Raw genomic sequence first — 18522 nt, 5'->3', positions numbered from 1 at the left:
GAATGGAGGGCGGGCTGTCACCAACCTGAAGACGGTTAGTCAGTTTCAGAACGGAATATCGTCATCCATCTCATCGAAGCCGCCGCCGGCCGGCGCGCTCGGACGGCTCGCACCGCCACCGCCACTACCGCCACGCGACGCGCCACCACCCGCCACAGCACGGCCGCCACCACCGCCGCCACGCTCCGACGACTCACCACGGCTATAACCGCCACCGCCTTCATCACCACCACCCATGCCGCCGCCGCTACGGCCGCCGAGCATTTGCATCTGGTCTGCGACGATTTCCGTCGAGTAACGATCCGTGCCGTCTTGCGCCTGATACTTACGGGTGCGAATGCGCCCTTCGATATACACCGACGATCCCTTCTTCAGATACTCCGACACGATTTCAGCGAGGCGGCCGAAGAACGACACGCGGTGCCATTCGGTTGCTTCCTTGAATTCGCCGGACGCCTTGTCCTTGTACCGATCCGTCGTAGCAAGGCGGATGTTCGCCACTGCGTCGCCGCTCGGAAGATAACGGACTTCCGGATCGGCTCCGAGATTGCCGACGAGAATTACCTTGTTCACGGATGCCATGAGTTTCTCCTGTTGATTCCGTTGCGGGCGGCGCGGCGACACGCGGTTCACGTTTCAGGCATGCGGCCTGAGACCGGAACTGCGCGCGAGCCCGCCGCCAGCGAGTTCTGGGTGCGCGCCAAGTGCGCTCTACTACGACCTGCGCGGCGGCTGTTTCATTTGTGCGGCGATTATAAGCCAGCAGAATACCAGGCCCGAGCAGGTGAAAAACACGGCGCTCTGCCCGTCCACCTTCAGCAGCCAGCCGCCGACCACGCCGCCCAGCGCGAGACCGATCGACTGCGTGGTGTTGTACACGCCCGCCGCCGCTCCCTTGCGCGTGCCGGGCGCCAGTTTCGACACCAGCGAAGGCTGCGAGGCCTCGAGAATATTGAAGCCCAGAAAGTACACGAAGAGGATCGCCGCCACACTCAGAATCGTATGCGGTGCGGCGCCCAACAACAACTGGCCAATCAGGATAAGACCGATCGCGGACAGCAGCACGATTTTCATTTTTCCGCGCTTCTCCGCGGCGATGATCGCCGGGACCATCATCACGAACGAAAGGCCCATCACCGGCAAATAAATTTTCCAGTGCGACGCAACCGGCAGCCCACCGCCTTCCAGAATGCGCGGCACGACGAGGAACAATGCGGTTTGCGTGGCATGCAGCACGAGCACGCCGAAATTCAGACGCAGCAATTCCACGTTATGCAGCACCTCGGCGAACGGTGCGCGCACATGCACCGGCTTCGGCGCATCGGGCACGATCCACAGCACCACGCCGACGGCCAGAATCGAGAAAATCCCGACCAGCGTGAAGAGCCCGCTCATGCCGACCCACTGAAACACGATCGGCGCACCGACGATCGCCACGGCAAAGGACACGCCGATACTTCCGCCGACCATCGCCATCGCCTTGGTGCGATGCTCTTCGGCCGTCAGATCGGCGATGAACGCGATCACCGCGGACGACACCGCGCCCATCCCCTGAATCACCCGGCCGACGATGATCCACGTCATGTCGTGCGCGCCCGCCGCAACGAAGCTGCCGAGCGCGAAGATCAGGAGCCCGGTGGCGATCACCGGCTTGCGGCCGATCTTGTCGGAGACCCAGCCGTAGAAGATGTACAGCATCGATTGCGTGACGCCGTACGCGCCGAGCGCGATGCCGACCAGCAACACGTTGTCGCCACCCGGGATGGTTTTCGCGTAGATAGAGAACACCGGCATGATCATGAACAGACCGAGCATGCGCAGCGCGAAGATCGCGGCGAGCGACACGGTCGCGCGCAGTTCAGGCGCGCTCATGCGTGAGGATGTGGCGGACGGATTGGACATCGGAAGCGTTCTTTGAATGATCTGGCGGCAAACCGCTGGCGGCCGGCCCGACGCCACGGTCAAGGCGCCCGGCTCACCACGGAAAGACAGGACGGCGGCAATGAAAGCGGTAACGAGCGGCACCAAACGGCACCAAGCGGCACCAAGCGGCACACCCGGCGCGACGCAGAAGCCGGCGGCTCTCGCGGGTCTCTCGCATCGAACCTCGCGGCGCCTTGTACTCGCGAAAAACGGCCCAAGTTAGGCCTATTCTCCGCGGCGCTGGACCGTCGTCTTACAGCTTGCTCTCGCGCCCGTTCAGGCCGTCAGGAAGCCGTAACGGCGGTCTTGAAAAGTCGTTATAGTAGCAGGTTTAGCCGCTTCCTCTTTCCGCCAGCTAATGGCCAGGTGATGGAATAACGCGTGGAACAAATCCGTATCCGTGGGGCTCGCACCCACAATCTGAAGAACGTCAATCTCGATCTTCCCCGTCACAAGCTCGTCGTGATTACGGGCCTTTCCGGCTCGGGTAAATCCTCGCTCGCGTTCGACACGCTCTATGCGGAAGGACAGCGGCGCTACGTCGAAAGTCTGTCCGCTTATGCGCGGCAGTTCCTGCAATTGATGGAGAAGCCCGATGTCGATCTGATCGAAGGCCTGTCGCCGGCCATCTCGATCGAGCAGAAGGCCACCTCGCACAATCCGCGCTCGACGGTCGGCACCGTCACCGAAATCCACGATTATTTGCGGCTGCTGTTCGCGCGGGTGGGCACGCCCTACTGTCCGGATCACGAAATTCCGCTGCAGGCGCAAAGCGTCTCGCAAATGGTCGACGCGGCACTTGCACTGCCCGAAGAAACCAAGCTGATGATTCTCGCGCCGGTCGTCGCGAACCGCAAAGGCGAGCACGTCGAGTTGTTCGAGGAGATGCAGGCACAAGGTTTCATCCGCTTTCGGGTGCGCTCGGGCGGCGGCACGGCCAACGAGGGCGTCGCGAAAATCTACGAGATCGACTCGCTGCCGAAGCTGAAAAAGAACGACAAGCACACGATCGACGTAGTCGTCGACCGGCTCAAGGTCCGCGGCGATATGAAGCAGCGTCTGGCCGAATCGTTCGAAACCGCACTGCGTCTCGCCGACGGCCGCGCGATCGCGCTGGAAATGGATACCGACAAAGAGCATCTGTTCAGCTCGAAGTTCGCGTGCCCAATTTGCTCTTACTCGCTGCAGGAACTGGAGCCGCGCCTCTTCTCGTTCAACAACCCGATGGGCGCGTGCCCGGAGTGCGACGGCCTCGGCCAGATCACCTTCTTCGATCCGAAGCGGGTGGTCGCGCATCCGTCGCTGTCGCTCGCGGCGGGCGCGGTGAAAGGCTGGGACCGGCGCAACCAGTTCTACTTCCAGATGCTGCAAAGCCTCGCGGCGTTCTACGAGTTCGATATCGACACCGCAGTCGAAGATCTGCCGGAAAAAGTCCGCAAGATCCTGCTGTTCGGATCGGGCAAGCAGGAGATTCCGTTCTCGTACATCAACGAACGCGGCCGCACATCGGTGCGCGAGCATGTGTTCGAAGGGATCATCCCGAATCTGGAGCGCCGTTACCGCGAGACCGACTCGGTCGCGGTGCGCGAAGAGCTCGCCAAGTATCAGAACAACCAGCCGTGCCCGCACTGTGCCGGCACGCGGTTGCGCCGCGAAGCGCGCTTCGTGCGGATCGGCACGGACGGCGATGCGCGCGGCATCTACGAAATCAGCGGCTGGCCGTTGCGCGATGCGCTCGGTTACTTCCAGACGCTGCGGCTCGAAGGCTCGAAGCGCGAGATCGCCGATAAGGTGGTCAAGGAAATCGTCGCGCGTTTGATGTTCCTGAACAACGTCGGGCTCGATTACCTGTCGCTGGAACGCAGCGCGGAAACGCTGTCGGGCGGCGAAGCGCAGCGGATTCGCCTCGCGTCGCAGATCGGCTCGGGCCTGACCGGCGTGATGTACGTGCTGGACGAACCGTCGATCGGTCTGCATCAGCGCGACAACGACCGGCTGATCGCCACGCTCAAGCATCTGCGCGACCTGGGCAACTCGGTGATCGTCGTCGAACACGACGAGGACATGATCCGCATGGCCGACTACGTGGTCGACATGGGACCGGGCGCGGGCGAACACGGCGGCATGGTGATCGCCGAGGGCACGCCCAAACAGGTGCAGGCGAACGCGGCGTCGATGACCGGCCAGTACATGTCCGGCGCGCGCAACATCGAATATCCCGATGAGCGCAAGGAACCGGACGAGCGGCGTCTGCGCATCGTCGAGGCGTACGGCAACAATCTGCAGCGCGTGTCGCTGGATCTGCCGGTCGGCCTGCTGACCTGCGTGACCGGCGTGTCCGGCTCGGGCAAGTCGACATTGATCAACGACACGCTGTATCACGCGGTCGCGCATCACCTGTACGGTTCGGCCGCCGAGCCGGCGCCGTACGAATCGATCGAAGGCCTCGAACATTTCGACAAGGTGATCAACGTGGACCAGTCGCCGATCGGCCGCACGCCGCGCTCGAATCCGGCCACCTACACCGGCCTCTTCACGCCGATCCGCGAACTGTTCGCGGGCGTGCCTGCGGCAAAAGAACGCGGCTACGAAGCCGGCCGCTTCTCGTTCAACGTAAAGGGCGGCCGCTGCGAATCGTGTCAGGGCGACGGCGTACTGAAAGTGGAGATGCACTTCTTGCCGGACGTCTACGTGCCTTGCGACGTCTGCCACGGCAAGCGCTACAACCGCGAAACGCTGGACGTGCAATACAAAGGTAAAAACATCAGCGAAGTGCTCGACATGACGGTGGAGAACGCCTATGAGTTCTTCAAGCCGGTGCCGGTCGTCGCGCGCAAGCTGAAAACCTTGCTGGACGTGGGTCTCGGCTATATCCGGCTGGGCCAGTCGGCCACCACGCTGTCGGGCGGCGAGGCGCAGCGCGTCAAACTCTCTTTGGAACTGAGCAAGCGCGACACCGGTCGCACTCTATACATTCTCGACGAGCCGACCACCGGGCTGCACTTTCACGACATCGCGCTGCTGCTGGAAGTGATCCATCGTTTGCGAGATCAGGGCAATACCGTCGTGATCATCGAGCATAATCTCGATGTAATAAAGACTGCTGACTGGGTGATCGATCTCGGCCCGGAAGGCGGCGCCGGCGGCGGTCAGATCATCGCGCAGGGCACGCCGGAACAGGTGGCGAAGTCGAAGGCAAGTTTTACCGGCAAGTATCTGGCGCCTCTTCTGAAGCGCGACGCCAGTAGAAAGTAACGCTGCACAACACGGGTGAAACGGGATAAGCCATGGCCAAGCGGAATCAGGCGCGCGACGACGGGCAAGTGCAGGACCTACGCCCACGCCCGGTCAGGCTGACTAGCGACATGAGCCTGCCGAAGCTGTCGGCAGTCGAAATCGGCAGCTACATTGTCATGCTGCTCGGCATGTGGGCGGTGATCGAACTCAAGCTGCTCGGCGCGTTGCTCGCCGGGCTGCTGGTGTACCAACTCGTGCATACGATCGCGCCGCGCATCGAGAAACACATGTCGAGCAAGCGGGCGCGCTGGCTGTCGGTGGTGATCCTGTCGGTGGTGATCGTGGGGGCGCTGACCGGGCTCACGCTCGGCATCATCGAGCATTTCGAGAACGACGTGCCGAGCGTGCAGAAACTGCTCGACCAGGCGATGCAACTGATCGACGAAGCGCGCGGCCGGATCCCGCAATTCATCGCCGCGTATCTGCCGGTCGACACCGAGCAGATGAAGACCAAGGCCACCGAACTGATGCAGACGCACGCCAACATGCTGCAACAGAGCGGCAAGACGGTAGCGCGCGCGTTCACGCATATTCTGATCGGCATGATCATCGGCGCGATTGTCGCGGTCGGCGCGCAGAAGCATATGCAGCGGCTGCCGCTGTCCACCGCGTTCGTCACGCGCGTAACCCGTTTCGCCGATGCATTCCGCCGCATCGTGTTCGCGCAGGTGAAGATCTCCGCGATCAACGCGGTCTTCACCGGCATCTTCCTGCTTGGGATACTGCCGATCTTTCACGACACGCTGCCACTCTCCAAGACGCTGGTGCTGGTGACGTTCATCGTCGGTCTACTGCCGGTGATCGGCAATCTGATCTCGAACACGATCATCGTCGCGGTCGCGCTCTCGGTGAGCTTCCCGGCGGCGATCATGTCGCTGATCTTCCTGATCCTGATTCACAAGCTCGAATACTTCCTGAACGCGCGCATCGTCGGCGGTCAGATAGAGGCGCGCGCGTGGGAACTGCTGATCGCGATGCTCGTGATGGAGGCCGCGTTCGGCATCCCCGGTGTGATCGCGGCGCCGATTTTCTATGCGTATATCAAGCGGGAGCTGATTTATCTGCGGCTGGTGTGAATTCGGGCTCCGCGACGCAGTATCAGGAAAACGGCACCGCGGTGCCGTTTTTTTTCGCGACAACGCGCCCGCTTTACAGAAAACTTGCAGTGAATCGCATGAATCAATAATATTGAGAATTATTCCTATTTGCACGGCCATTTTCCTGTGACCCGCCTTCCGTCGTCCCGTCTGCTGCCGCTGGTTCGCGCATGAGACAGCAGTTCGTTCGTCTGCACCGCTGGTTCGGTATCGCCATTGCCCTGTTTCTATTCGTCGCCGGTCTGACGGGCGCGATCATCGCGTGGGATCACGAACTCGACGCCGCGCTCAATCCGAGCTTCTTCAAAGCCCGTACCGACGGCCCGGCGCTGTCCGGCTTGGCACTGGCGCGCCGCGTCGAAGCGGCCGATCCACGGCTCCAGGTCACCTACCTGCCGCTCACCGCCGAACCCGGCCACACGCTGCAAATGATGGTGCTGCCGCGGACCGATCCCGCCACGAAGCAACCGTACTCGCTCGACTTCAATCAGATCGCCGTCGACCCGGCCACCGGTGAGATCCAGGGGCGCCGCGAATGGGGCGCCGTCTCGCTCGCGCGGCTCAATCTGATCCCGTTCATCTACAAGCTTCACTACACGCTGCACCTGCCGTTTGTCGGCGGGATCGATACCGGCACGTGGCTGATGGGGATCGTCGGCATTGTCTGGCTGTTCGACAGCATGATCGCGCTGTGGCTGTCGTTTCCGAGCTTCAAGGCGTGGCGCAAGTCGTTCGCGTTTCGTGTAAAGCGCGGCGGCTATGCACTCACGTTCGATCTGCATCGTTCGGGCGGCGTGTGGATCTGGGGCCTGCTGATGATCGTTGCGCTGACATCGATCTCGATGAACCTGTCCGGCCCAGTCGTGCGGCCGGTCGTCTCGCTATTTTCGAAGTTCACGCCAGACCCGCTCAACAACCCCGAAATCCTGCGCGCGCCGCAACCGGGCGACCAGGTGCTGAGCCGCGAGCGCATCGTGCAACTGGCTGAAGAGGCGGGCAAAGCGCGGAATCTGACGGTGCCGCCCGGCGGCATCTATTACGCGGAGTTCGTGCACGCGTATGGCGTCGGTTACTACGCGCCGGGCAACGATCACGGCGACATGGGCCTCGGCAACCCGTGGATGTATTGGGACGCCGCAACCGGCAAGCCGCTGGGCGCGTCGATCCCCGGCAAGGGGAGCGCCGCCGATATCTTCATGCAGGTGCAGTTCCCGTTGCACTCGGGACGCATCCTCGGCCTGGGCGGACGGATTCTGATGAGCGCGGTGGGTATCGCGGTCGCCGTGCTGAGTGCGACGGGACTGCTGATCTGGCTGAGGAAACTGAATGCGCGCCGCCGCTCGGCGCAAAACGCGAATCTGACGCGCGACGCTAGCAGCTCCGCGGCCCGGTCCTGAGTTGGCGCGCGGCCACCGGATCGATCCGGCGGCCGCGGCTGAACCGCGAAAATCCGCTACACCTACCTGAACACCACCGTCTTGCTACCGTTCAACACGACGCGATGCTCGACGTGCCACTTCACCGCGCGCGCCAGCGTCACGCATTCGACGTCGCGGCCGATCGCCGTCAGTTGCTCCGGCGTCATGCTGTGGTCGACCCGTTCCACTTCCTGCTCGATGATCGGGCCTTCGTCGAGATCCGTGGTCACGTAGTGAGCGGTTGCGCCGATCAGCTTCACGCCGCGGTCGAACGCCTGATAGTACGGCTTCGCTCCCTTGAAGCTCGGCAGGAACGAGTGATGAATGTTGATCGCGCGCCCAGCGAGCGCTTCGCACAGCTTCGGCGACAGAATCTGCATGTAGCGCGCGAGCACCACCAGATCGGCCTGATGTTCGTCGATCACTTCGAGCACGCGCGCTTCCTGCGCGGCCTTCGCGTCGGGCGTGGCGCCGAGCAGCGGGAAGTGATGGAACGGAACGTCGTAGCTCGCGGCGAGCTGATAGAACGTCTTGTGGTTCGAGATGATCGCGGCGATCTCGATACCCAACTGGCCGGTACGGTAGCGGAACAGCAGATCGTTCAGGCAATGGCCGATCTTCGACACCATGATCACGACGCGCGGCTTCACCGACGCATCGTGCATTTCCCAGCGCATGCCGAACTGCTCGGCGAGCCCTGTGAACGACGTGCGCAGCACGTCCAGCCCCGGGTCGCCGCCTACCTGCTGAAAATGCACGCGCATGAAAAACTCGCCGGTGCCGCTGTCGCCGAATTGCGCGGAGTCGAGAATATTGCTGCCGAGCTCGAACAGAAAGCCCGACACCGCGTGGACGATGCCGGGCCGGTCGGCGCACGACAGTTTGAGAATAAAGCTGTGATCGGTCGACATGACCTGGATGACTCCCTTCTTCAATGCGTGATGTGTTCGGTGTGTAGCGTTCGATGCAACGTGCCGCGAATTCCCCGCGTCTGACCGATGTTCAATCAAGCCGACGCGGGCGGCGCAAACAGCGGCTCGATGCCTGCGCACGCGTCGTCGTCGATCCAGCGGCGGCGTAGCAGACAATCCAGCGTGGCGAGACTCGCATCCACCGTCATGGCGCCTTCTTCGATCCAGCGTGCCACTTCGTCGATGCGCGCAAGCCGGTGCTCACCCACTTCGCCGTCCTGATTACGCGGCGCAAAATCGGCCGGCAGCGCGAGGTCGTAGATGAAGATCTGTTCGGCCTGCGTCCCCTCCGGCAGCGATTGCAGCACATGCGCCGTGCGGCCTGCCACCACGCGCGCGGCAATCTCCTCGGGAATACCGGCTTCTTCCCAGCACTCCTTGACAATCGTCGCCTCGATGCCGAAGCCCCAGCCGATCCCGCCCGCGACGACATTGTCGAGCATACCGGGGTCGGTCGCCTTGGTGTCGCTGCGGCGCGCGATCCACAATTGCGGCGCGCCGTCGGCGTATTCTACGACGCCGTTCAGATGCACCGCGTAGGTCAGCGTGCCGAAGAAACGCGAAGCCGCGCGTTCGATGTACGCGAGCGGCGGCGCATCGAACGCGTTGCGGATCGCGTAGGTCTCGTTGCGCCAGCCGGGGATGCGCCCCTCGGCAGCGAGCGCACCGATCACCGAGCCGAGCGCCGCGCTACGCAGATCGACGGTGTCGAACGCCGCGGCGAGCATCACGCGGGCCGCGTCGATGTCGAACACATCGGGCCAGCGCGCGAGCAGGCGCACATCGGCCGAACGGATCCAGCCGACCTGCTCGCCTTCGATCCAGAACGGCAGATGCGCGTGAACGTCGAAGCGGCGCGCGGCGGTGATGCAAGGCAAAGTCATTCAAAACTCCAAACTGTTCTTCTTCGGCCGCGAGCACAGACACGTCCAGACACGCCCCGACACGCGCCCAAAACGCGTCAATCACGCAAAGCCACGCGAATCCCGATCGCAATGAAGGTCGCGCCGGCGAGCCGGTCAAGCCACACGCCCACGCGCGGCCGGCGCTTCAACCAGCCGCCGATCATTCCCGCGCACACGCCGAACAGCGAAAACACCACCACGGTTTGCAGCATGAACAGCACGCCGAGTTCGAGCATCTGCAGCGTGACGCTTTGCGAACCATGCGGCTGCACGAACTGCGGCAGGAATACGACAAAGAACAGCGTGACCTTCGGATTCAGCAGATTGCCGAGCACGCTCTGACGGAACACCGCCATCAACGGTTGCGGCGCGCGCTCGTGCGCGGTGGCGAGCCCCTGGCTGCGCAGCGCCTTGATGCCGATCCAGATCAGATACGCGGCGCCCGCGAGCTTGATCGCTTCGAACGCGAGCGGCGAGGAACGCAGCAACGCGGCGACACCTAGCGCGGCCAGCGTGGTGTGAAACGTAATGCCGGCGGCAAAGCCGAGCGCGGCAACGAGTCCCGCCGCGCGGCCCTGCGAGATACCGCGCGCGAGCACTTGCAGATTGTCGGGGCCGGGCGCCATCGTGATGGCGATCGAGGTGGCGAGAAACAGCAGGAAGTTCGGCATCGTTGTTACCTTCTACCGGTGTCCAAGAAGAAATGCGCGGCTCAATGACCTTCGAATCCGGTCACCGTATAAAGCTGCAAACCTGCGTCGCGCAGCAGTTTCGAGCCGCCGAGCTCGGGCAGATCGATGATCGCCGCGCCCTCGACCACCTCCGCGCCGAGCCGCTCGAGCAGTATCTTGCCGGCCATCATCGTGCCGCCGGTCGCGATCAGATCGTCGACGATCACCACGCGGTCGCCGGGCTTGCAGGCGTCCTCGTGAATCTCGACCGTCGCGGTGCCGTATTCGAGGTCGTACGATTGCGCGAGCCGCTTGTACGGCAGCTTGCCTTCTTTGCGGATCGGAATGAAGCCGAGGTTCAGTTCATACGCGAGAATCGGCCCGATGATGAAACCGCGCGCGTCCAGCCCGGCGATGTAGTCGAGCTTCGCGTCGATATAGCGCTGCACGAACAGATCGATCAGCACGCGCAGCGACTTCGGCTCCCGCAGAAGTGGCGTGATGTCGCGAAACTGCACGCCCGGTTGCGGCCAGTCGGGCACCGTGCGGATATGGCTTTTGACGTAGTCGGCCGCATCGAGCGGCGCGCTCTGGAGCGCGTTGGACATGATGTCTCCGGATCGGCATCGGGTGATGCTCAGGTGATGCGTTAAGCCGCGGCGGCGCCCGCACGGCGATGTTTTGAGAGCAACTCTTCGGCTTCGGCCAGCTGTTCGGGCAGCCCGCGCAGCACGACGATGTCGCTCGCGCGCAGCTTGGTCGACGGATCGGGCTCGACGCCGCGAATGCCGTGGCGGCGAATCGCCGTCACCTCCAGACCGAGATCGAACAGGCCCAGCTCGGCCAGCGTCCGGCCCACGGCGTCCGCATTGACGTCGACCGGCACCGATTGTAGCCGCACCTGTTCGTGACTGTCGTCGTCGTCGACGTCGTCCGCGCCGTGAAAATAGCCGCGCAACAGCGCATAGCGCTCGTCGCGCATTTCCTCGACCCGCCGCACCACGCGCCGCATCGGCACGCCCATCACCACCAGCGTGTGCGACGCCAGCATCAGGCTGCCCTCGACGATTTCCGGAATCACTTCGGTCGCGCCGGCGGCCAGCAGCTTTTCCAGATCGGCATCGTCGACGGTACGCACGATCACCGGCAGCGTGGGCTCCATCTCGTGAATGTTGTGCAGCACGCGCAGCGCGGACGGCGTATTCGCGTACGTGATCGCGATCGCCGCCGCGCGGTGAATCCCGGCGGCGAGCAGCGATTCGCGCCGGCCGGCATCGCCGAACACCACCGATTCGCCGGCAGCGGCGGCCGCCTGCACGCGATCGGGATCGAGGTCGAGCGCGACGTACGACAGCCCTTCGTGTTCGAGCATGCGCGCCAGATTCTGTCCGGCCCGGCCGTAACCGCAAATGATCACGTGACCGCTCTGCTTCAGGCTTTGCGTCGCGATCCGCGTCATTTGCAACGACTGCATCATCCATTCAGTCGACGACAAACGCAGCACGATCCGATCGGCGTTCTGGATCATGAACGGCGCGGCCAGCATCGACAACAGCATCGCGGCGAGAATCGCCTGCAGGAGCGTGGCGTCGACGAGATGCTTGTCGAGAATCAGATTCAGCAGCACGAAGCCGAATTCGCCGGCTTGCGCGAGACCGATACCGGTGCGCATCGCAACGCCCGGCGACGCGCCGAACAGACGCGACAGCGCCGTCACCATCACCGCCTTCAACACGATCGGGCCGACGAGGAAACCGAGCACGATAAACGGATGCTCCCAGATCACGCGCGGATTCAGCAGCATGCCGGTCGTGATGAAGAAGAGCCCGAGCAGCACGTCGCGAAACGGCTTGATGTCCTCTTCCACCTGATGCCGGTAAGGCGTCTCGGCGATCAGCATGCCGGCGATAAACGCGCCGAGCGCGAGCGACAAGCCGAATTTGTCGGTGATGAACGCGGCGCCGAGCGTCACCAGCAACAGATTCAGAATGAACAGTTCCTGCGAACGGCGCCGCGCGACCACGTTGAACCAGCGCGTCATGAAGCGCTGCCCGACGATCAGCAGCAGCGCCAACGCCACCACGATCTTGATCGCCGCCACGCCCAACGCGCTGACGAGGTCTTTCGAATCGCCGCCAAGCGCCGCGATCACGATCAGGAGCGGCACCACCGCCAGATCCTGGAACAGCAGCACGCCGAAAATATTGCGGCCGTGCTCCGTCTCGATCTCGAGCCGCTCCGCGAGCATCTTGCTGACGATCGCCGTCGACGACATTGCGAGCGCGCCGCCCAGCGCGACGCTCGCCTGCCACGTGATGTGCACCCAGCGCTCGAGCACGAAGCCTAGCGAGACCGCCACCGCAATCGTGCCGATCACCTGCAACAGGCCGAGGCCGAACACGAGCCGGCGCATCGAGCGCAGCTTGGACAGCGAAAACTCGAGACCGATCGAGAACATCAGGAACACGACGCCGAATTCGGCGAGGTTCTGCGCGCCCGCGGAATCGGGAATCAGACCGAACGCGTGCGGCCCGACGACGATGCCGACCGTCAGGTAGCCGAGCATCGGCGGAAGATTCAGAAAGCGAAACAGCACGACGCCTGCCACTGAAGCCAGCAGCAGGAATAGCGTCATTTCGAGCGGGGAAATCATCGGCAAACACGCATGGGTGAAGCGTCCTCGTTCGTCAGCGGAACCGCGCACGAAAAGCGTTGTGCGACAAGGTTGAGGGGCCGGTAAAAAGCGCGATGAGGCGCGCAATAAAGGCAGCGACAAAAGCAGCGGCTTGGCACAGCAGGCCCGGCGCGGCGAACAAGCGCCTTTGCTATACTCCGCGAATGATAGCGAAAATCAATGGCGACCGGGCACTCGAGCTCGCTCGCGACGTGCTCGACATCGAAGCGGACGCCGTGCGCGCGCTTCGCGATCAACTCGACGAGGGTTTCGTCGGGGCGGTCGATTTCATCTTGGGTTGCCGTGGGCGCGTGGTCGTTTCCGGCATCGGCAAGTCCGGCCACGTCGCGCGCAAGCTGGCGGCCACGCTCGCCAGCACCGGCACTCCCGCTTTCTTCGTCCATCCGGCGGAAGCCAGTCACGGCGATCTCGGCATGGTCACCTCGGACGACGTGTTCGTCGCGCTGTCCAATTCCGGTGAAACCGAAGAACTCGTCGCGATCCTGCCGCTGATCAAGCGGCTCGGCGCGAAGCTGATTGCAATGACAGGCCGTCCGTCGTCGAGTCTCGCACAACTGGCCGACGTGCATCTGAATTCCGCGGTCGCGAAAGAAGCCTGCCCGATGAATCTCGCGCCCACCGCCAGCACCACCGCCGCGCTCGCGCTCGGCGACGCGCTTGCGGTCGTCGTGCTCGAAGCACGCGGCTTCGGCCGCGACGATTTCGCGCGCTCGCATCCGGGCGGCGCGCTCGGCCGGCGTCTGCTGACTTACGTGCGCGACGTGATGCGCACCGGCGAGCAGGTGCCGAAAGTCACCGCCGAGGCCACCGTACGCGACGCACTGTTCCAGTTGACCGCCAAGCGCATGGGCATGACGGCGATCGTCGATCCTGAAGACCGCGTGAGCGGAATTTTCACCGACGGCGACCTGCGCCGCGTGCTCGAACGCGACGGCGATTTCCGCAATCTACCGATCGGCTCGGTGATGACCTCGGGCCCACGCACCATCGGTCCGGACCAGCTCGCCGTCGAAGCCGTGGAACTGATGGAGCGCCACCGCATCAATCAGATGCTGGTCGTCGACGAAGCAGGCAAGCTGATCGGCGCACTCAACATGCACGACCTGTTCTCGAAGAAGGTGATCTGATGGCTGCCGCGCCCGCTTCCGCTTCTGTCTCCCCTACCGCCACTGAACGCGCGAGCCGCGTGAAGCTGATGATTTTCGACGTCGACGGCGTGCTGACCGACGGCGGCCTGCTGTTCACGGCGGAAGGCGACACGATGAAAGCGTTCAACTCGATGGACGGCCACGGCATGAAGCTGCTGCGCGAGGCCGGCATCGACACGGCAATCATCACCGGGCGCAAGTCGGGCATCGTCGCGACCCGGGTGAAGGACCTGAATGTGAGCCACGTCTATCAGGGCGTGCAGGACAAACCCAAGGCGTTCGCGGAGCTGCTCGAGCAAACCGGACTGACCGCGGAACAATGCGGCTACATGGGCGACGACTGGGTCGACCTCGGTGTGATGCTGAAGGTCGGCTTCGCGGCGGCGCCGGCCAATTCGCATCCGGAAGTGATCGCGCGCGCCCATTGGGTCAGCGAAGCACGCGGCGGCCACGGCGCGGCGCGCGAACTAGTCGACACGCTGCTGCGCGCGCAGAACAAATACGAAGCATTGCTCGCGGCGGCATGCAGCGGTGAGCAGCGAGGCCTCGTCGGATGAACCAGTTTCGCCTGACCTCGCTGATTCCGCTCGTCGCGATGGCGGCGCTCGCCGGTATCACATGGTGGCTGTTGCAAGCCACCTTGCCGCGACAGAACGAAGGCCTGGTGCGCCCGAAGGAGCACACGCCCGATTATTTCGCGGACAACTTCTCGGTTTCCGAACTCGATCAATCGGGCTCGACGCAATACCGCCTGACCGCCAAATCGCTGATTCACTACGAAGACGACGAACTCAGCGATCTGGTCAAGCCGGCCATGCGCGCGTTCCAGCCCGGCAAGCCGATCGTCACCGCGACCGGCGACACCGGCAAGGTGAACGGCGACGCGTCGATCGTCGATCTGTACGACAATGCGCGCATTTTGCGCGCCGCCGGCTACGGCGATCCGCAGATGCAAGCGGATTCGCAGCATTTTAGGGTGCTGGTCAACGACGATGTGATCGAGACCGAAAAGCCGGTTAAACTTCAGCGCGGCATGTCGGTGATGACTGCCAGCGGCATGAACTACAACAACGTCACCCGGGTGATGCAGCTGTTCGGCAACGTGAAGGGCTCCATCGCCGCTTCCGAAGGCGCAGTCAGCTCGCCCAAGCAACCCGGGTAATCCATTCCAGGCGTGACTGCATGAACGAATCGTTCCCCCGTTTTGATACCGGCCGCTCGCGCACCCTGTCCGCGTGCCGCGCCGGACTCGCTGCGCTGCTCGTCGCATTGCCGCTCGCCGGCTTCGCGCCGCTCGCGCACGCGGACCGTGCCGACAAGGACAAGCCGCTGAACGTCGAAGCGGACAACATGACTTACGACGACCTGAAACAGGTCAACATTTTCACCGGCCACGTGGTCGCCACCAAAGGCACGATCGTGATCAAGGCCGATCGCGTCGAAGTGACGCAAGACCCGCAGGGCTATCAGTACGCGACCGGCACCTCGACCGGCGGCAATCTGTCGTATTTCCGCCAGAAACGCGAAGGTCTCGACGAATACATCGAAGGCACGGCAGTCCGTATCGACTACGACGGCAAGCAGGATCTCACCACGCTCACCACCAATGCCACCGTCAAACGCCTGCAAGGCCTCTCGACCGTGATGGACCAGGTGCACGGCAGCGTGATCACATACGACGGCCAGAACGACTTCTACACGGCGAAGGCAGGCAAGGATGTCGCCGGTCCGGGCAACCCCACCGGCCGCGTGCGCGCGATGCTGGCGCCGCGCAACGGCGGCGCGGCGCCGCTCACCGGTGCGTCGGCCACGCTCGCGCCGTCCACGACGATCCAGGGAGCGCCGAACCAGTGAGCACCTCCGCGTCTCTCCCCAATCGCAAGCCGGCCGGCACCAGCAGTTCGCTGGTGGTGCGCAACCTGAAGAAGCGCTACGGTTCGCGCACGGTCGTCAAAGACGTCTCGCTCGACGTGAAAAGCGGCGAAGTGGTCGGACTGCTCGGACCCAACGGCGCCGGCAAAACCACCTCGTTCTACATGATCGTCGGCCTCGTGCCGCTCGACGCGGGCGAAATCGATCTGGACGGCAAATCGATCAGCCTGCTGCCGATCCACAAACGCGCATCGCTGGGTTTGTCGTATCTGCCGCAGGAAGCGTCGGTGTTCCGCAAGCTCACCGTCGAAGAAAACATTCGCGCGGTGCTGGAATTGCAGCACGAAGACAACGGCAAGCGGCTCGGCAAAGACGCGATCACGAGCCGCACCGAGGCGTTGCTCGACGAACTGCAGATCGCTCACCTGCGCGAGAATCCGGCGCTGTCGCTGTCGGGCGGCGAACGCCGGCGGGTTGAAATCGCCCGCGCGCTCGCTACCAATCCGAGCTTCATTCTGCTCGACGAACCGTTCGCGGGCGTCGATCCGATCGCGGTGCTGGAAATCCAGAAGATCGTCAAGTTCCTGAAGCAACGCAATATCGGCGTGCTGATCACCGATCACAACGTGCGCGAAACACTCGGCATCTGCGATCACGCGTACATCATCAGCGACGGCAGCGTGCTGGCCTCCGGCGCGCCCAGCGAAATCATCGAAAACGAAAGCGTGCGGCGAGTCTATCTCGGCGAACACTTCCGCATGTAAGCGCACCAAGGAATGCCGGCGATGCGAGCACGCATCCACCGGCTTCCTTGCGGCAGGCGCACATCCGCACTTTTGACCGGCACCGGCCCGCTTTGCGCCGCCTAAAAAGGGCGCGCGCGTTTTTGCGGGTGTCGCAAGGTATCGCGGTCGTGGCAAACTCTCTACAATGAATCTCAACTTGCCATGAAAGCCAGCCTCCAACTCCGCCTATCGCAGCATCTTGCGCTGACCCCGCAACTGCAGCAGTCCATCCGGCTGCTACAGTTGTCTACGCTCGAACTGCAGCAGGAAGTCGCAATGGCGATCTCGCAGAATCCGCTCCTCGAGAACGAGGACGACTGGATCGCGAGCCCCTTGCGTGTGGCGGCGGACGGCTCGCTGATCGCTCAGGCGCCCAACTCGTCGCCACCGCTGGATCAGATGGGCGGCAACTCGTCGTCTTCGTCGTCCAGCAGCAGCGAGCGCGCCGAAAACGGCGAGCCACAAGGCGTCGACGAATACAACGGGATGTCCGGCGACAGCAACGGCGACGCATCGCAGTGGAACCTCGACGACTATGGCCGCTCCGGCAACGCGTCGGACGACGACGATCTGCCGCCGCTGCAAATCCACGAATCGAGCACCTCGCTGCGCGATCACCTGATGGCGCAATTGCGCGTCACCCAGGCAAGCCAGCGCGACCGGGCGCTGATCACCTTCCTGATCGAATCGCTCGACGACGACGGCTACCTCGCCGCCACGCTCGAAGAAGTGCTGACCGATCTGCCGGAAGAACTCGAAGTCGACCTCGACGAAATGAACGCGGCGCTCGCGCTGCTGCATAGCTTCGACCCGGCCGGGGTCGGCGCGCGTTCCGCGTCCGAGTGTCTGAAGCTGCAACTGCTGCGGCTGCCCTCTTCCGCGACCCGCACGCTTGCGCTCGAAATTGTCGCGCACCATCTGGAACTGCTCGCGGCGCGCGATTTCACGCGTCTGCGCAAACACCTGAAGGCCAACGACGACGACCTGCGCGACGCTCACGTGCTGATCCGCTCGCTCGAGCCGTTTCCCGGCGCTGCATACGGCAAGGCCGAAGCGGACTACGTCGTGCCGGACATCATGGTGCGCAAAACGGCGCAGGGATGGCAGGCCGAACTCAACCCGGAAGTCGTGCCGAAGCTGCGCATCAACCATCTGTACGCGAATATTCTGCGCAATAACCGCGGCGATCCGGGTAGCGGATCGTTGCGCCAGCAACTGCAGGAAGCACGCTGGCTGATCAAGAATATCCAGCAACGTTTCGAGACGATCCTGCGCGTTGCGCAGGCTATTGTCGAGCGTCAAAAGAGCTTTTTTGTGCACGGCGAAATTGCCATGCGCCCCTTGGTTTTGCGGGAAATTGCTGATACGCTGGGCCTACACGAGTCAACTGTCTCGCGTGTGACAACCGGTAAATACATGCTGACCCCATTCGGGACGCTTGAATTTAAGTACTTCTTTGGATCACACGTTTCAACCGACACAGGCGGCGCGGCGTCCTCCACGGCGATCCGTGCGCTCATCAAGCAACTGATAGGAGCGGAAAACCCGAAATCGCCTCTCTCAGACAGCCGCATAGCCGAACTGCTGGCGGAACAGGGCTTCGTGGTCGCACGGCGTACCGTGGCGAAATATCGCGAAGCACTCAAGATTCCGGCAGTCAACCTGCGCAAGTCTCTGTAGCCCGTCGCTTCCTGCGTCGGGCATTTACCGGCCGCTCCGCAGTTGGCGGACAGGCCGGCC

Annotated in this window: 16 protein-coding genes; 9 read left to right on the top strand and 7 right to left on the bottom strand. The window is 63.2% G+C overall.

What is annotated here, in order from left to right; genetic code table 11:
- Positions 1 to 45: 45 nt before the first annotated feature.
- Positions 46 to 582 (bottom strand): single-stranded DNA-binding protein, encoded by a 537-nt coding sequence (locus PQQ51_RS14430; protein WP_408497456.1) that lies wholly within the window; start codon positions 580 to 582, stop codon positions 46 to 48.
- Between the two features lie 132 nt (positions 583 to 714).
- On the bottom strand, positions 715 to 1902 hold the full coding sequence (locus tag PQQ51_RS14425) for an MFS transporter (RefSeq protein WP_408497455.1): 1188 nt from the start codon (positions 1900 to 1902) through the stop codon (positions 715 to 717).
- A gap of 402 nt (positions 1903 to 2304) precedes the next feature.
- Between PQQ51_RS14425 and uvrA the strand changes: the two genes are divergently transcribed.
- From uvrA to PQQ51_RS14410, 3 genes are all read left to right on the top strand, one after another.
- On the top strand, positions 2305 to 5178 hold the full coding sequence (gene uvrA, locus PQQ51_RS14420) for an excinuclease ABC subunit UvrA (RefSeq protein ID WP_408497454.1): 2874 nt from the start codon (positions 2305 to 2307) through the stop codon (positions 5176 to 5178).
- A gap of 32 nt (positions 5179 to 5210) precedes the next feature.
- Positions 5211 to 6296: an AI-2E family transporter gene (locus PQQ51_RS14415; RefSeq protein ID WP_408497453.1), complete on the top strand. Its 1086-nt coding sequence runs from the start codon at positions 5211 to 5213 to the stop codon at positions 6294 to 6296.
- Between the two features lie 191 nt (positions 6297 to 6487).
- Positions 6488 to 7714, top strand: coding sequence for a PepSY-associated TM helix domain-containing protein (locus PQQ51_RS14410; protein WP_408497452.1), 1227 nt, complete (start codon positions 6488 to 6490; stop codon positions 7712 to 7714).
- A gap of 62 nt (positions 7715 to 7776) precedes the next feature.
- On the opposite strand, the gene purU is transcribed toward PQQ51_RS14410, so the two are convergent.
- From purU to PQQ51_RS14385, 5 genes are all read right to left on the bottom strand, one after another.
- A complete protein-coding gene (purU, locus tag PQQ51_RS14405) occupies positions 7777 to 8646 on the bottom strand; it encodes a formyltetrahydrofolate deformylase (protein ID WP_408497451.1) in 870 nt (289 codons plus the stop codon).
- A gap of 95 nt (positions 8647 to 8741) precedes the next feature.
- Positions 8742 to 9590, bottom strand: a complete 849-nt coding sequence (locus PQQ51_RS14400) for an NUDIX hydrolase (protein ID WP_408497450.1) — start codon at positions 9588 to 9590, stop codon at positions 8742 to 8744.
- 77 nt (positions 9591 to 9667) lie between these two features.
- On the bottom strand, positions 9668 to 10282 hold the full coding sequence (locus PQQ51_RS14395; RefSeq protein ID WP_408497449.1) for a LysE family translocator: 615 nt from the start codon (positions 10280 to 10282) through the stop codon (positions 9668 to 9670).
- Between the two features lie 41 nt (positions 10283 to 10323).
- Positions 10324 to 10890 carry an adenine phosphoribosyltransferase gene (locus tag PQQ51_RS14390; protein WP_408497448.1) on the bottom strand — a complete coding sequence of 189 codons (567 nt, stop codon included), beginning with the start codon at positions 10888 to 10890 and terminating at the stop codon, positions 10324 to 10326.
- 41 nt (positions 10891 to 10931) lie between these two features.
- A complete protein-coding gene (locus PQQ51_RS14385; RefSeq protein WP_408497447.1) occupies positions 10932 to 12935 on the bottom strand; it encodes a monovalent cation:proton antiporter family protein in 2004 nt (667 codons plus the stop codon).
- A gap of 185 nt (positions 12936 to 13120) precedes the next feature.
- Here PQQ51_RS14385 and kdsD point away from each other — a divergent pair, with 185 nt between their 5' ends.
- The 6 genes from kdsD (at position 13121) to PQQ51_RS14355 (ending at position 18462) form a co-directional block, all read left to right on the top strand.
- Entirely contained in the window at positions 13121 to 14104 is a 984-nt protein-coding gene (kdsD, locus tag PQQ51_RS14380) for an arabinose 5-phosphate isomerase KdsD (protein WP_408497446.1), read from the top strand.
- Positions 14104 to 14682, top strand: coding sequence for a KdsC family phosphatase (locus PQQ51_RS14375; RefSeq protein ID WP_408497445.1), 579 nt, complete (start codon positions 14104 to 14106; stop codon positions 14680 to 14682). The genes kdsD and PQQ51_RS14375 overlap by 1 nt, the downstream gene beginning before the upstream one ends.
- Entirely contained in the window at positions 14679 to 15287 is a 609-nt protein-coding gene (lptC, locus tag PQQ51_RS14370; RefSeq protein WP_408497444.1) for an LPS export ABC transporter periplasmic protein LptC, read from the top strand. Before PQQ51_RS14375 ends, lptC begins: the two co-directional genes overlap by 4 nt.
- 20 nt (positions 15288 to 15307) lie before the next feature.
- Positions 15308 to 15979 (top strand): lipopolysaccharide transport periplasmic protein LptA, encoded by a 672-nt coding sequence (gene lptA / locus PQQ51_RS14365; protein ID WP_408497443.1) that lies wholly within the window; start codon positions 15308 to 15310, stop codon positions 15977 to 15979.
- Entirely contained in the window at positions 15976 to 16761 is a 786-nt protein-coding gene (lptB, locus tag PQQ51_RS14360) for an LPS export ABC transporter ATP-binding protein (RefSeq protein WP_408497442.1), read from the top strand. The genes lptA and lptB overlap by 4 nt, the downstream gene beginning before the upstream one ends.
- A 183-nt stretch (positions 16762 to 16944) precedes the next feature.
- Positions 16945 to 18462 (top strand): RNA polymerase factor sigma-54, encoded by a 1518-nt coding sequence (locus PQQ51_RS14355; RefSeq protein WP_408497441.1) that lies wholly within the window; start codon positions 16945 to 16947, stop codon positions 18460 to 18462.
- The last annotated feature ends 60 nt before the right edge of the window (positions 18463 to 18522 follow it).

Origin of the sequence: Paraburkholderia xenovorans (genome assembly GCF_046030735.1) — a bacterium.
Taxonomy (GTDB): Bacteria; Pseudomonadota; Gammaproteobacteria; order Burkholderiales; family Burkholderiaceae; genus Paraburkholderia; species Paraburkholderia xenovorans_A.
Note: the sequence above shows the minus strand (reverse complement) of the source record. Positions and strands in the feature narration are given on the sequence as shown.